Origin of the sequence: Enterovirga sp. CN4-39 (assembly GCF_049446235.1) — a bacterium.
Lineage (GTDB): Bacteria > Pseudomonadota > Alphaproteobacteria > Rhizobiales > Beijerinckiaceae > Enterovirga.
The window spans coordinates 203963-218324 of record NZ_JBMSEF010000001.1 but is presented as its reverse complement, the minus strand read 5'-3'; the positions used below and the strand labels follow the sequence as shown (position 1 = coordinate 218324).

The 14362-nt window shown below is 65.7% G+C and carries 10 protein-coding genes and 4 pseudogenes; 8 read left to right on the top strand and 6 right to left on the bottom strand.

All coding sequences use genetic code 11. The annotated features are described in order from the left end of the window. Positions 1–82: 82 nt before the first annotated feature. Both ACO2SS_RS01105 and ACO2SS_RS01100 read right to left on the bottom strand, forming a co-directional pair. On the bottom strand, positions 83–1045 hold the full coding sequence (locus ACO2SS_RS01105) for a TAXI family TRAP transporter solute-binding subunit (RefSeq protein ID WP_423275713.1): 963 nt from the start codon (positions 1043–1045) through the stop codon (positions 83–85). A gap of 158 nt (positions 1046–1203) precedes the next feature. After that, entirely contained in the window at positions 1204–1764 is a 561-nt protein-coding gene (locus tag ACO2SS_RS01100; RefSeq protein ID WP_423275712.1) for a TetR/AcrR family transcriptional regulator, read from the bottom strand. Between the two features lie 105 nt (positions 1765–1869). Between ACO2SS_RS01100 and ACO2SS_RS01095 the strand changes: the two genes are divergently transcribed. Then, complete coding sequence (locus ACO2SS_RS01095; RefSeq protein ID WP_423275711.1) at positions 1870–2658, top strand: SDR family NAD(P)-dependent oxidoreductase; 789 nt, start codon at positions 1870–1872, stop codon at positions 2656–2658. Positions 2659–3468: 810 nt separating this feature from the next. Here ACO2SS_RS01095 and ACO2SS_RS01090 read toward each other — a convergent pair. The 4 genes and pseudogenes from ACO2SS_RS01090 to ACO2SS_RS01075 all read right to left on the bottom strand — a co-directional run. Then, positions 3469–3789, bottom strand: a pseudogene (locus ACO2SS_RS01090) (alpha/beta fold hydrolase); the annotation flags it as partial. Between the two features lie 218 nt (positions 3790–4007). Beyond that, positions 4008–4924, bottom strand: a pseudogene (locus ACO2SS_RS01085) (MBL fold metallo-hydrolase). A gap of 97 nt (positions 4925–5021) precedes the next feature. Further along, complete coding sequence (locus ACO2SS_RS01080) at positions 5022–5933, bottom strand: adenylate/guanylate cyclase domain-containing protein (RefSeq protein ID WP_423275710.1); 912 nt, start codon at positions 5931–5933, stop codon at positions 5022–5024. Between the two features lie 45 nt (positions 5934–5978). Then, positions 5979–6695, bottom strand: a complete 717-nt coding sequence (locus ACO2SS_RS01075) for a hypothetical protein (RefSeq protein ID WP_423275709.1) — start codon at positions 6693–6695, stop codon at positions 5979–5981. A gap of 469 nt (positions 6696–7164) precedes the next feature. Here ACO2SS_RS01075 and ACO2SS_RS01070 point away from each other — a divergent pair. From ACO2SS_RS01070 to ACO2SS_RS01040, 7 genes and pseudogenes are all read left to right on the top strand, one after another. After that, a pseudogene (locus tag ACO2SS_RS01070) lies at positions 7165–7692 on the top strand (PAS domain-containing protein); the annotation flags it as partial. Between the two features lie 441 nt (positions 7693–8133). Beyond that, positions 8134–10070: pseudogene (locus tag ACO2SS_RS01065) on the top strand (PAS domain-containing sensor histidine kinase); the annotation flags it as partial. 2 nt (positions 10071–10072) lie between these two features. Next, positions 10073–10702, top strand: coding sequence for a response regulator transcription factor (locus ACO2SS_RS01060; protein WP_423275708.1), 630 nt, complete (start codon positions 10073–10075; stop codon positions 10700–10702). 11 nt (positions 10703–10713) lie between these two features. Continuing rightward, positions 10714–11097, top strand: coding sequence for a response regulator (locus tag ACO2SS_RS01055; RefSeq protein WP_423275707.1), 384 nt, complete (start codon positions 10714–10716; stop codon positions 11095–11097). Continuing rightward, a complete protein-coding gene (locus tag ACO2SS_RS01050; protein ID WP_423275706.1) occupies positions 11094–11780 on the top strand; it encodes a response regulator transcription factor in 687 nt (228 codons plus the stop codon). The genes ACO2SS_RS01055 and ACO2SS_RS01050 overlap by 4 nt, the downstream gene beginning before the upstream one ends. 152 nt (positions 11781–11932) lie before the next feature. Then, on the top strand, positions 11933–13141 hold the full coding sequence (locus ACO2SS_RS01045; RefSeq protein WP_423275705.1) for an NAD(P)/FAD-dependent oxidoreductase: 1209 nt from the start codon (positions 11933–11935) through the stop codon (positions 13139–13141). Between the two features lie 19 nt (positions 13142–13160). Continuing rightward, complete coding sequence (locus ACO2SS_RS01040) at positions 13161–13910, top strand: SDR family NAD(P)-dependent oxidoreductase (RefSeq protein ID WP_423275704.1); 750 nt, start codon at positions 13161–13163, stop codon at positions 13908–13910. Positions 13911–14362 lie beyond the last annotated feature (452 nt).

The following is a 14362-nucleotide window of genomic DNA, read 5'->3' as shown; positions in this document are numbered from 1 at the left end:
CGTCGGCGGCACGCCGCATCACATGGGGGTCAACGGCGATATCGCTGACACGCGATGTTGGACTAGGCCCGGCAGCTCCGGTTCACCGGAGAAAGCCGGCCTCGCGCAGATAGCGGGCAGCGCCGGGATGCAAGACGTCCGGGCCGGAGATGGCCGCGACCGTATTGCCCGCCGTGGTCTCGGCGCCCTGCGGGAGCGAGGCGGCCAAAGCCGGCTCAGCGCGATTCAGCGCCCGTGCGAGGCGATAGGCGAGCGCCTCGTCCAGATCCGATCGCACCAGGATGAAGCTCCACGAGCCGACCGACGCAATCGGTGCATCCTGTCCCGCGTAGGTCCGGGCCGGAACGAGAAGCGGCTTGAGGAAGCCGTGCTTGGCGCGGATCGCCTGGATCTGTGCCGCATCGGGCGCGATGAACCGGGCTCCGTCGGGCGACCCAGCCACGGATGCGAAGCCGGGCCATCCGAGTCCCGCGCCCCACAGGGCGGACGCACGGCCGTCGAGCACCATGGCGGGACCATCGCCCGCCCGGTCGAGGAAGATCGGCTGGAAGTCCCGATCGAGATCGAGCCCGATCCCGTCGAGGACATAGCGGGCGAGGACGACCAGGCCCGAGCCCCGCGCCCCAAAGGCGACCGGCTTTCCCCGCAGGTCGGCGATGCTGCGCGCGGGGCTGTCTGCCCGGACCACGAACATCCCAGGCTGGGAATACATCGCGCTCAGGATCTTCACGCGGGCGGAAGGGCGACCGGGTCCGGCAAGCGCTTCATGCAGCACCTCGCCCGTGACGAGACCGAGGTCGAGTTCACCCCGTTCCAGCATGGGTACGTTCTCGGTGCTGCCCTTCGTGCCGCGTTGCTCGATCTCGAGTTCGGGATCGACGGTCTTGAGCGCCGCGACGAGCGCCGCCCCATAGACCGGGAAGCCGCCGCCCGGCGTCGCCGTGCCAAGCACGACCTTCACCGGCTGCGCGCTGGCGGTCACCGGCAGGAACAGAAGAGGAGCCGCGAAAGCGGACCCGAGGAGGCGTCGTCGGTCGATCTGCATGACGCCTCGCACAACAGGATGAGCGGATCAGGCCTTGAAGGCTCGAGCGAGCGCGTCGGCGCCCGAGGCCATGGTACTGAGATCGGAGCCGACCGCCACGAACTTATAGCCCCACGCGATGGAACGGCGCGCCTCCGCTCTCGGGCCCGGCGCTGCCGTCACGCGCCAGTCATTCGCTCTACCCCATCGTCGATCCAGGCCCGCGTCCCGTCCAGCACCTCATCCGAGAGCGCTGGATCGTCGATCGCCCGTGCGAGGATCACTGCCCCGACCATGGCTGCCCAGATTCCGATCGCGGCGCGGCGTCGCTCTGCCGGATCGGCCTCCGGAAGCGACTTGCCGATACGGTCGACCCGCTGCCGAAGGCCCTCCGCCATGGCCGAGCGGGCCCCGGGGGTCTGGTGGCGCGCGGCGGCGGCGAGACTCGCAGTCGGGCAACCGCCTCCGGCATCGTCACGGTGACGCGGCGAGAGATAGGCATCCACATAGGCCCGAAGATCCTCGCCTCCGGTTGAGCCGGCGAGGACATGGGTAAGAGCGTGTTCGATCAGGTCGTCCTTGGACCTGAAGTGGCCATAGAAGCCGCCGTGGGTCAGCCCGGCGGCCTTCATCACTTCCGCCACGCTGACCGCGTCGAAGCCCTTCTCGCGAAACAGCCGGCTCGCCGCGTCCAATATCCGGCGGCGGTTCTCCGCCATCTGCTCCCGGCTCACCTTCATTCCGAGATGTCCCGCGCGGCCCTGTGAGATTTCCACGGTTGACGTCGTGTTTGTCAATCATGATGCATATCATGATTAGAACTGATCAGGGGAAAGAGCAACGCCATGACACTCGCTCCATCCGTCCTCGTCACGGGAGCCTCCACCGGCATCGGAGCCGCGTACGCGCAGCGCTTCGCGGCACGCGGGCACGACCTCGTGCTGGTTGCCCGTGACATGGCCCGGATGGAAACCCTGGCCGCCCGCCTGCACCAGGAAAATGGCGTATCCGTCGATATCATCCAGGCCGATCTCACGCGTCCTGCCGAGCTTGCGACGGTCGAGGCGAGGCTAAGCGACGACGCCCGCATCGGGATTCTCGTCAACAACGCCGGCACGGCGCTTGGCGGAAGCTTCATCGAGCAGAGCCCGGATGAGGTCGCACGGCTTGTCGCGATCAACACGACTGCACCCCTGCGTCTCGCCACCGCCGTCGCGCCGCGGCTTGCAAGGGCGGGCGAAGGGGCGATCGTCAATATCGGATCAGTGGTCGGCCTGGCGCCGGAATTCGGCATGACCGTCTATGGGGCGACCAAGGCCTTCATGCTGTTCCTGTCCCAGGGGCTCAACCTCGAGCTTGGGCCGAAAGGCGTCTACGTCCAGGCCGTGCTTCCCGCCACGACGCGCACGGCAATCTGGGATCACGTCGGCACGGATGTCAGCGCGCTATCCTACGTGATGGAAGTCGACGACCTCGTGGATGCAGCCATGGTCGGGTTCGACCGCCGCGAAGCAGTGACCATCCCGCCGCTACCCGATTCCGGGCAGTGGGACGCGTTTCAGGCCGCACGCCAGGCCATGCTGCCGAACTACAGAAACCGGCTTCCCGCCGAGCGGTACCGCATGCACGCCTGAACACCACCTGGGCCGTGGGCAGGATCACCGTCGGCGAGGTCTCTCCCCCGCCGACGCGCCGCACAGGCCGGAGATCGACCAGCCCCCTCGCAGGCTCCCCGCCTACTCTCGCGGGCTGGACGCGCAAAGATTGCCGGACAGTCGAGCAGCGGCTCGCCGTCACTCCCACTCGATGATCTGAATCTGGTGACCCATTGTAAAGCGAGGCATTTTTCAAGTTTGTAGAAGTTGAGTAACCCAACTCACGAACGAAGGAATGCACATCGGCGCAGGGCTCCGTCGTACCATCCTGCCGGGCGGCTGCTGTTCCGACCTCCGCGCCGCACGTTTGTTATTACTGAGTCCGTTTTGGACGCCGTCCCTTCCCCTGTCGAACAGCGCACTGACGATCTCATTATGGCCGCAAGAGGTCCGTCTGCTTCTGAGAGGGCGCCCGTGCAAAGCGGACGTGAGCTCTCGGCCGCTGTCGACCGAAGTCTGAAGTTCAGAAGGTCGGGTTCTTTGCTCCGTGATTAGGTATCGCATCTTGGCCGAAAGCCGACTGGCTGCTTTTCGACTGATTTCAGCAGTCAGACATACACCAGGGACGATTTGAGCAACTGATCGCATCCCTACTCAAGCCGGATTTTCTCGTAGCGTAATCGCACCAGCAGCCATGTTGGAACTCGGCCGTACGGGGCAACCGTGGCCTCAGGTGTCGGCGGCTCGCCATGGTCAACAGCTTCAACAGTGCGGTGTGCAGCTTAGCGCCTCGGTCGCCTTGCTAATGTCGGTCACCGTGACGGTTCGGAGCGAGGCCTACTTAGGCACGATTGAGTACGTCCCCTCGCCACCACCGGTCGAGTGACCGATATGGACGACATTCCGCCGGTCAAGATGCTCGGCTACAGCAGCGGCATCCGCTGCGTAGTGATCCATGTCGTGGCCGTCCCTCACCTGTGTCGAGCGACCATGTCCACGCCTATCATGGGCCACGACCCGATAGCCTTCCGCCAGAAAGAATAGCATCTGGGTGTCCCAGTCATCAGCTGATAGCGGCCAGCCGTGATGGAACATGATCGGCTGGGCATCCTTCGGCCCCCAATCCTTGTAGAATATCTCTACGCCATCGGTGGTGGTGATCGTGCTCATCGGCGCTCTTCCTTTCTAGTTTGCAGTGGGAGGGATCGGCCGAACACCGATCTGATGCCTTCGGCCGCTGGCATCAGAAGGGTGGTGGCCACGCTCCAGCCCCAGCAGGGCGTTGCGTCAGGTGAAGCTGGCTGAGACAATCCCTTGGCGGCCGGCAGACCGGTAAGGGGCAGCGTCCACACTAGCCGTTACGCCACGCACAGCGGAGCGCACGCCGGCTAATGGTCCCAGAAGACCGGGACCCAGCGGAAGGTATCGCCCTCGGCGGCGACCCGACCGACGGATGGGAACGGCAGGTGGGTTGCCACCAGCTGCTCGCCGGTCGCCGCAAGTTCCGTCAGAAGACGGAGGCGGACACGGCGGCCTCTTCGGGGTCGTGCTCGAAGCCGTTGTGCCAGTCGGGATGCTCGAACCCGACCGCGAATACGGCGTCGCCCGCGAAGGTGAGGCGGTCGCCCTTCGATTCCAGACGGACGACGCTATGCCCGGGGGTGTGGCCGCCGGTCCGGCGCACGACCACACCCGGGGCTACCTCGTGTTCCTCATCGAACTGGCGGAGCTGGCTGCGGTATTCCTTCACAAAGCGCTTTGCAGCCGCTCGAAGCGCATCCGGAAAGCCGGTGGGCATATGTGCGTGGCTGAAATCCGGTGAGTTCCAGAACGCGACCTCGGCAGCGGCCACGTGGATCCGCAGGTCCGGGCGGAGCCGGTCCTTCACCCCATCCACGAGCAGCCCGCCGACATGGTCCACGTGCATGTGGGTGAGCACGACGTCGGTCACGGAGGAGAGCTCGATGCCGGCACCCTCGAGACGCTGGATCAGCTGCCCGGCGCGCGGCAGGTTCAGGTCCGGATCCAGCCCGAGCCCGGCATCGATGAGAATGGTCTGCTTGCCGCTGCGGACCAGGACCACGTTCAGCGACCAATCGAAGGCATCCGCCGGCAGGAACATGTCCTTGAGCCAAGCCGTCCGGGCGGCCTTGTCAACGTTGTGTCCCAGCATCTCGGTCGGAAGCGGCAACACGCCATCGCTGATCACCAGCACGTCGATATCGCCGACCTGCACCGCGTAGCGCGACGGCACCAATTCCGTCGAACTCAGCCGAGCGTCGCGTGAGCTAATGTTCAGTCCCATGATCGTCTCCTTGCAGGCGCCGCGAAGAACGGCGACGATCCAGGGTAAAATTGCGCGCAGATTAGATCGATTGGGCCGGGGGACAGCTTCACCTATTCTAGGGCATAGGACGCGGATTGAAGTCTATGAATTGCGTACAGCCCAAGCACCCGGATTGTTCCATCTCGGCAGACGCGCGCGACCTGCTGTTGCCTTCACCATTGCCGTGCGGATGACTGGCACTCAGCAATGAGGATGAAACACGCGATGTTCCCGGACAGATTTCGGTTTCCGCCGAATTACGGAGGCCATCGCACGCCCGATTGAGCGTCCAAACCTCGACCGGTCTCGCCCGTCCGCGAACGGCGATCGGCGCCGCCCCGGGAACCAGCTCGACTGCAAGCTCGCCCACCTCCTCGCGAACGCGTGCGATCAGCTCCTGGCTAGCGACCAACGGAGTACCGAGACGGCGGGTCAGGACCTCGAGACGGCTCGCCGTATTGACGGTGTCGCCGAGGACAGCGAGTTCCAGGCGCCGCTCGTTCCCGATCTCGCCGAGCACCACGGGCCCGAAATGGAGACCGATCCCGACGCTTAGAGGAGGCTCGCCGATTGCGCACCGGCCCACGTTCCAGGCCTCAAGTTGATCAAGCATTGACTTGGCGCAGGCAAGAGCGTCGGCCGCGTCGCGGGTGCCCGGGCGCGGTGTGCCGAAAGTGGCCATCACGCTGTCGCCCACGAACTTGTCGAGCGTTCCGCCGTGCTCGAACACGCAATCGGCCATGCGCTGATGGGACCCGCGCAGCATCCGGATGACGCTGGACGGCGGCATGGTCTCGCACAAGGCCGTGAAGCCGACGATGTCGACGAACAGGACCGCGACCTTCTGGGTCCGGACGGGACCGAAGGGCTCATCGATCTCGGCGAGTTCGTCGACGAGGTTCGCCGGGACGAAGCGAGCGAGGTTGTCGCGCGTGCGCTCGATCCGCGCCTGCATCTCGACCAGGCGCTGGATCCGGCCGACGATCACGGCCAGAATTCCGGCGATCAGAAAACCGGTGAAGATGTTCGAAGCTCAGCCGGCCGTGTCGATGAAGCGGGCATCGAGGTAATGCGCGAGATCCTTCGGGCTGCTGCCGGGCATTCCGAAGCCCAGCAGCGCTCCGGGCTGCCATGCGAGGAGCGCGACCCCGCAGCTCCAGGTTGCCGCGATGATGATGGTGGCCCCGATGACAAGCGCCGGGGACAGCGTGAAGGTCGCCCATGCGATCAACAGGATGAAGAACGGAAAGGCCGGAGGCCGAAGTTTCATCTGGATCGGCCAGGGAGGATGATCGAACGGGTTGGGAAGGAGGAGCGTGATCGTCAGCAGGATGGCGTTTGCCAGCACGAAACCCAGCACCAGCCAGGAGGGCGTTGGCCGGCGTGCAAGCCAGGCCCACCCGGCGGCAAGCCCGATGAACCCCGCAACCAGGGCAAGATAGAAGATCGCTCCCGGCCAGGGGTGGACCAGGGCGCACCAGACCGCCACGGCCACATAGGCGAGCGTCAGGGCATGTGCGCCGGTGCGACCGCTCCGCTGTCGCTCCTCGGCCAGGGCGGCCGCCGCCCGGCTGTCGAGATTGCCGGAGCGGTGCGGCTTGGCGGGAGGGCGGCGTTTCCACCACGCGGATTGCGTGCCTGCCCCGGAGAGTAGTTGAGCGGCAGGCGAATGAAGAACCTGGGCGAGGTGATGCGGCCCGTCTTGCGCAAGTGCGGCCGCTACCGAGCCACGGATCGCCTTGTCCGGCATGATCAGCATCCAATCGCTGTGCAGGGCTGGCCAGATCAGGCCGCGCAGAGGCCCGGCCCTGGCATCGAGAGCTTGTCGCTGAGATCCTGCCGGGCCGGTATGATGCTCCGGGATAGGTAGACCGATCCGGCCGTCGGGCGTTTGTCGACTTCCTGCGGGACCATCGCGCGCGATGCATGGATTTCCATAGGGTGCAGCCGGCGAGGCGTGGACCTACGATCCCGCCGCATGAGCGCCAATCCAGGGGCCGAGGCCCGTGCAGGACGGTTCCACGCCCCAGCTTTTGCCGGACAGGAGCACGCGACGGTGACAGCTCTGCTGCGGGACCGACCCCAGGCCGTGGCCATCCTAGCCTCCCTCCTGGCAATTGACGACCTCCGCCGTGACGGGATCGCTTCTCGGCCTCACCGTGCCGGTCGCGGCCGCCTTCGTCTACGCGCCTCCGAAGGCGCAGACGCCCCTGCTCGCGATGCTGGCCCTCGCCTTCGCGGCTTCGGCCCTCCTGGGCCAAGTTCTCCCGGCGAACAGCCGCGAGACCTTGCTGTTCTGGTCGGCTTTCCTTGCTACCGCGGCCTGCCTCGGCGCGGTGGTGGCGAGCGCCTCCGGGTGGAGAAATCCGGAGGCCGTGGAGGCGCTGCGCATCATCGAGAGCATGCCGGCCTTAACCTGGTCGGCAACCGCCGATGGCCGGAGGACTTTCGTCAGCGCGAACCTGCTCGGCTTCATCGGTCGGCCCAACCCGGGCGCGGGGCTCTTCCATGAGCTCACCAACACCGAATGGCGGGCTGTCTTTCATCCCGACGATTATGGCGAGGTGCTCAGCCGGCGCCGAGCGGCCCTGGATGCGGGCGATCCGTACGACGCGAACTTCCGGCTTCGCCGGTTCGACGGCGTCTATCGCTGGTTTCGCTGCTTCGGGACGGCCCGCTACGACGAGCAGGGGCGAGTCGTCGGCTGGTACGGCACGATGGTCGACATCGACGAGCAGGTGCATGCCGAGGAAGCCCTGCGGCAGAGCGAGCGGCGCTATCGCGACCTGTTTCACTACATGCCGATCGGCCTCGCCCAAGTCGATGCCAGCAAGCTCATCCCCCTCTTCACCGAACTGCGCGCGAAGGGTGTCCAGGAACTCGGGCCGTATATCGACGAGCACCCAGACGTCCTCCGCCAGGCGGTGGAAGCGCTCGAACTGGAGGAGGCCAACCAGCATCTCCTCGCTATGTTCGGAGCGCGCGACCCCACGGAAATGCGCGGGCCGGTCACCCGCTACTGGGAGCCGAGCCTTCCGACCATCCGCCGCTCAATCGAGGCACGCTATCGCGGCGAGGAGGTCTTCCAGGAGGAGACCAAGGTCGCCCGAATCGATGGCAGCGTCTTCGATGTCCTGTTCACGACGGCACGTCCCGGCGCAGTCGCCAACAAGAGTCTGGTCGGCTTCATCGACATTACGGAGCGCACGAAGGCCGAGAAGGTCCTGCGGGAGAGCGAACGGCAGCTGCGGCAGCTCACGGAGACCGTTCCGGCGCTGATCTGGTCTACCACGGCCGACGGCACGCCCAATTACGTCAACAAACGGCTGACCGATGCAGTCGGGCTCCGTCCCGAGGACTTGCTCACGGAAGGAGGCTCTCGGTCCCTTGCCGACATCCATCCTGACGACAGGCGCGAGGTGGAACGGGCTCTCGTGCGCTCGTTCGAAACGGGCGCCCCTTTCGCCATGACCTACCGCCAGCGGCGGGCAGACGGAACCTACAGGTGGACGGACGGCCGCGCGGAGGCTCTGCGGGATGAGTCAGGACGCATCGCACAATGGTACGGCGTCTGCGTCGACATCCATGATCTCGTTGCCACGCAGGACGCGCTACGCGAGCGAGAGCGGGAGCTCTCCCATCTCGTCGATATGGTTCCGAGTTACCTCTGGCGTCTTTCGTCGGATGGCGAGCCGAACTTCTTCAACAAGCGGCTGATCGCATTCGTTGGGATGAGCGTCGGCGATGCCGACAAGCCGGATCGCAGCCGGCTCAGCGCAGTTCTGGAGGCGATTGTACATCCTGACGAGGTCGAAGACCTCGCCCTCGCGCTGAGGCACACCATCGCCACGGGCGATCCCTTTGCCATGAGATACCGCGTCGCCGGGCCGATGGTGTCTATCGCTGGATGGACGGGCGCGCGGAGCCGATGCGCGACCCGGCCGGACGCATCCTGCAATGGTACGGGCTCTCCCACGACATCGACGACCAGCTCCGGATCGAGGAGGCCTTACGAGAACGCGAGCGCTCCCTTTCGCAGCTCGTCGAGACGCTGCCGGCGATGATCGACTGCGCCGCGCCGGACGGCGAGCCGGTCTACCGCAGCCGGCAACTTCGCCAATTTGTCGGCTACGATCTTGAGGAACTGGACGGACCCGGCAAGTCGCGGCTTGCCGGTACCCTTGATGCCGGCGTCCATCCCGAGGACCTGCCGGGCGTCAAGGAGCGGTACGCGCATTCCCTGACGACGGGGGAGCCCTACGCAAGACGGCACCGCCTTCGGCGCTTCGACGGCGAGTATCGCTGGGTAGAGACGCGCGCAGCCCCGATGCGGAACGCCGCGGGCGAGATTGTCCAGTGGAACATTATCTGCCTCGACATCGAGAACGAGGTTCGGGCCCAGGAGGAACTGCGCCGCGCGCGGGAGGGCATGGCCCGCGCGAGCCAGGCGTCGAGTCTTGCTGAGCTTTCAGCCTCCATCGCGCACGAGGTGAATCAGCCGCTCGCCGCCATCGTAGCCAATTCAGAGGCCTGCTACCGGTGGCTCTCTGCCGATCCTCCGAACGTTGACCGGGCTAAGATCACGGCCGAGCGGATCATCCGTGACGCCAACTCGGCGGCGGACGTGGTCAACCGGATCCGCGCCGTCTTCAGGCAGTCAATCGAGCTGCGGGACGATACGGCGCTGTCGAGCGTCATCGAGGAAGCGGCACGGCTCATCACGGATGAAGCAGCGCGGCGACAGGTTCGCATCGCGGTCGATATCGAGAAGGACCTGCCCCTGGCGGCTCTCGACCGCGTCCAGATCCAGCAGGTCCTGATCAACCTCATCCGCAACGGCATGGAGGCAATGGACGGCGTCACGGGCGAGAAGGCGCTGAACATCCGCGTGCGCCGGACCGAGAAACTCATTCGGACGGAGATATCGGATTGCGGTCCCGGCATAGCGGCACCGGAGCGGATCTTCGAGCCGTTCTTCACCACCAAGACGTACGGCATGGGCATGGGGCTCGCGATCTGCCGTTCAATCGTGGAATCCCACAACGGTCGGCTCTGGGCGGAGACCGGCACCCCTCACGGAGCAACCTTCATCTTCACGCTGCCCCTCGTTCCCGAGGAGGCGTGACGATGAGTGGTGGCTCGATCGTCTTTATCGTGGACGACGACGGCGCGATGCGGGAGGCGCTCCAGGAGCTCCTTGCCTCACACGGCATGGATGCGGTCGCCTTCGCGTCGGCCGGCGAATACGTGCGGGCGGACAAGCCGGACCTTCCCGCCTGCCTCATCCTCGACGTCGCCTTGCCGGACATCAACGGCCTCGATCTGCAGAGGCAGATGGCGCAGGGCGAGCACCCTCCCATCGTCTTTCTGACGGGCCAAGGCGACATCCCGTCCTCCGTGCAGGCGATCAAGCACGGCGCGGTCGATTTCCTGACCAAGCCGGTGGCGGGATCGGACCTGATCGCCGCGGTTCATGCAGCGATCGCTCAGGACCAGGCCGCCCGCGCCGAGCGGGTTGAGGTCGACCTTCTAACGAATCGCTATCTCTCCCTGACGCCTCGGGAGCGCGAGGTCATGAGGCTCGTCATCAGCGGGCTCCTCAACAAGCAGGCGGCCGGGGAGCTCGGCATCAGCGAAGTGACGCTGGAGGTCCATCGACGAAACGTCATGCGGAAAATGGCGGCGGCGTCCCTCGCCGACCTCGTCCGCTTGGCAGAGCGGCTGGAGATACCAGTCACGCACTCGCGGCGGACCTGAGGAGTTTGACCTTGAACACGCGCAGCTACGTCGTGGCGATCGTCGACGACGATCCACGCCTGCTCGAGTCGGTCGGCAACCTGCTCGAATCCGCCGGGTACAAGCCCGTGAGCTTCGCATCCGCGGACACGTTCCTAAAGGCCGGGCTGGCGGGGGTCGACGTGCTAATCACGGATATCGGCATGCCCGGCCTCGACGGCTTCCAGCTCCGCAACCTCGTGAGCCGGGAGCGCCCCGACATGCCGGTCTTCCTCATCACCGGCCGGCACGAGCTCGCCGAGCAGGGTCGGGCGCAAGGGATCAGCGGCATCTTCCGGAAGCCCTTCGACGGCAAGGCACTGCTCGCGGCAGTCGGAAGGGCCCTGGACGCACGAAACGGAGGAGCGATGCGATGAGAACCGAACAGCCATCTCTCCGTGACTCGGCACATCCAGTGGAGCGGCGCGGAGGCGAGACCGAGATGCCGGTCGTCATCATCGTCGACGACGACGAGGCCGTGCGCGACGCACTGGCAAACTTGCTCGACTCGGCGGGTTTCGACGCACTCTGTTTCGCATCGACACGCGAGCTTCTTGCCACGAGGGGAGCGCTGGAGAGGCCGGGTTGCCTCATCCTGGACGTCCGCATGCCCGGAACGAGCGGCCTCGATCTCCAAGCTGACCTAGCCCAAAACGGCACGGCCAAGCCCATCATCTTCCTGACCGGGCATGGGGATATTCCCATGACGGTGCAGGCCATGAAGGCGGGCGCCGTGGACTTCCTGACCAAACCTGCGCGAGAGCAAGCGCTGCTAGACGCCGTCGCCTGCGCCATCAAGCTCGATGTCGCACGCCGGCGCGAGGCCGTGGCCGTGGCGCGAAACGTCGAGCGGTACGAGACGCTCACACCGCGCGAGCGGGAAGTCCTGGCAAACGTGGTTCGGGGTCGCGTCAATAAGCAGATCGCTTTCGCTCTCGGGATTAGCGAGGTCACCGTGAAGCTCCACCGCAGCAACGGGATACGAAAAATGGAGGTTACGACGCTCGCTGCGCTTCTGAAAGCCTGGGATACATTACCGACAACGACGGCACAAATCTGACATCTCGCTGTCACGACCTATCCGGCCAGATAGCTAGAGCTGCTTCTATCCGGAGAATACCTTCCGATATGTAGCGGCGAGGGCAAGCGTCATGGCTCCTCGCGCTCCCCCGAACGCCGTTCGGGCGGCTTCGAGGAGGATGGAGCTCGACCATGAAACAGAGGCTCGTGATCGTCGGCGCCGGCTTCGCCGGCATGTATGCGGCGCTTTCCGCTTCCCGCCTGCGCGAGCAGACAAACGGCCCCGCCCGCGATCTGGAGATCGTCCTAGTCTCGCAAAAGCCGGAGCTGGTAATTCGTCCCCGGCTCTATGAACCCAATCCCGAGCGCATGACGGCTCCGCTGGGCGATGTCCTCGACGCAATCGAGGCCACATACGTTCAGGGTGAAGTCGAAGGGGTAGATACCGATACCAAGTCGATTGAGATCCGCGAGGCTGCCGGTGTGCGCCGGTCGCTGACCTATGACCGGCTGGTTATCACGACAGGTAGCCGGCTGTTCCGTCCGCCTATCCCTGGGCTCCAGGAGCACGGCTTCAGCGTCGACCAGCTCGAAGATGCCATCGAGCTCGACCGGCATCTGAAGAGCCTCAGCTCGCGCGCCGCTACGTCGGGCCGAGATACGGTCGTGGTCGCGGGCGGAGGCTTCACCGGCATCGAGGTGGCGACCGAGATGCCAGCCCGTTTGCGCCGCGTCCTCGGGAATGGGTCGGGCCGCGTGGTACTGGTCGAGCGCAATCCCGCCGTCGTGCCGGATATGGGGCCCGGACCGCGTCCCATCGTAGAGGATGCGCTTCGCACGCTCGGGATCGAGACCCGCCTCGGGGTCGGCGTGACCGCCTTGGACAGAGGCGGTGTGACGCTCTCGGACGGCGAGCGCATCGACAGCGATACCGTGATCTGGGCCGCCGGAATCCGGGCAGCGCCGCTGACGGCAAAGCTCCCGGCGGAGCGCGACAATTTCGGGCGCCTCCTGGTCGACCGCGAGTTGCGAGTGCCAGGCCTGGAAGGCATCTTCGCTGCGGGGGATGCGGCCAAGGCATCCTGTGACGACATCGGAAACCACGCGCTGATGTCGTGCCAGCATGCGACCCGGCTCGGCGCTTTCGCGGGCAACAATGCCGCCGCCGATCTGCTCGGGCTTCCGCTGCATCCCTACCACCAGGAAGCCTATGTCGTCTGCCTCGATCTCGGCGAAGCGGGAGCCGTTTTCACGCGCGGCTGGGATCGACAGGTCAAATTGGTCGGCGCGGAGGCAAAAGCTTACAAAACTGAGATCAACACGCTCTGGATCTACCCGCCACCCGCTGAAAGGGGCGCCGCCCTCGCGTCTGCCGATCCCGAACAGGTGACCCGGCTCTAGGCCGGCGAGGATCACACCCATGAATGTGCTTCAGAACAAATCTGCCATCGTCACCGGCGGTGGCGCGGGGATTGGCCTCGCGATCGCGCGCCTCTTCGCTCAAAGCGGCGCCCGGGTCCTCGTGACGGGCCGCCGCCAGGAGGCCATCGAAGAGGCGGCGGCCTCCCATCCGGCGATCACGGGCTTTGCGGCCGATGCCGGCGATCCGCTCGCGGCGGAGGCGACGGTCGCGCGTGCCGTCGAACTCTCCCGGCGGCTCGACATCCTGGTCAACAACGCCGGGGCGGGCCAGCCGGAGGCTCTCGCCGACATCACGGCGGGCAGCCTGGATGCCACGTTCAGGACGAACGTCTTCGGCCCCGCCCTGCTGGCCAAGGCAGCCGTCCCGCATCTTCGGGCAACGAAGGGCTCGATCCTTAACCTGTCGAGCACGCTCGGCCGCAAGCCGATCGCCGGCTTCTCGGCCTATGCGGCCAGCAAGGCCGCGCTCGAACATCTGACGCGGGTCTGGGCCCTCGAACTCGCTCCCTTCGGGATCAGGGTCAATGCGATCGCCTCCGGACCGGTGGAGAGCGACTTCCTTCGTGATCGCATGGGCTTCTCGGATGAGGAGATCGCGACCATCAAGGCGAAGGAGATCGAAATGATCCCGCTTGGCCGCCGCGGTGTGCCGGACGACATCGCACGTTGGGCGCTCGCGCTCACCCACCCTGAGAGGACGTGGGTGACCGGGCAGGTGCTCGGGATCGACGGCGGCTTCAGTCTTTGACGCGAGGGCGGCCGTGCCGAGCTGGTCAGAGAACGGCTTCGAGAGACCTGCAGCGTCTCAGTCATGACCGAACTCTTCTGTCTGCTTCCCCAGCCCCCGCCCCGAGAACCGGACATTCGGGTTTCGGCCAGGATGGGTCAAAAGTGGGATCAGGATGCCTGTAAGCGGACGTCCTGAGCTTCCGAGATGGGTCGAAGGCGGCCGAAAGCCACTTGCGCTACTCGCGTCCGCTTTCGGGCAGGCGCCTGGAGGCTGCTCATGGCGCGGTCGGGTCGCCAGATAATTTCTGCGCCCGCTGTAGTCTGCTTTCTGGAGCAGAGGGGTGGCGAGGTGCTGGTGCAGCCCGTCTGGCTCCGGGCGAGTAAGCGCTTGGCCGAGCCGACCAGGGCGCTCCAGCGTGCGCTCGATCTTCGACCGGCAAGGAGTAGATGAGGGGACCGGTCGTGTTTCAG

What these genes read in the sequence shown, in the direction of transcription:
- ACO2SS_RS01100 (WP_423275712.1), bottom strand. Translation starts at nt 1,764, where the DNA reads ATGAAGGTGAGCCGGGAGCAGATGGCGGAGAACCGCCGCCGGATATTG.
- ACO2SS_RS01060 (WP_423275708.1), top strand. Translation starts at nt 10,073, where the DNA reads ATGAGTGGTGGCTCGATCGTCTTTATCGTGGACGACGACGGCGCGATG.
- ACO2SS_RS01040 (WP_423275704.1), top strand. Translation starts at nt 13,161, where the DNA reads ATGAATGTGCTTCAGAACAAATCTGCCATCGTCACCGGCGGTGGCGCG.
- ACO2SS_RS01050 (WP_423275706.1), top strand. Translation starts at nt 11,094, where the DNA reads ATGAGAACCGAACAGCCATCTCTCCGTGACTCGGCACATCCAGTGGAG.
- ACO2SS_RS01075 (WP_423275709.1), bottom strand. Translation starts at nt 6,695, where the DNA reads ATGCCGGACAAGGCGATCCGTGGCTCGGTAGCGGCCGCACTTGCGCAA.
- ACO2SS_RS01095 (WP_423275711.1), top strand. Translation starts at nt 1,870, where the DNA reads ATGACACTCGCTCCATCCGTCCTCGTCACGGGAGCCTCCACCGGCATC.
- ACO2SS_RS01045 (WP_423275705.1), top strand. Translation starts at nt 11,933, where the DNA reads ATGAAACAGAGGCTCGTGATCGTCGGCGCCGGCTTCGCCGGCATGTAT.
- ACO2SS_RS01105 (WP_423275713.1), bottom strand. Translation starts at nt 1,045, where the DNA reads ATGCAGATCGACCGACGACGCCTCCTCGGGTCCGCTTTCGCGGCTCCT.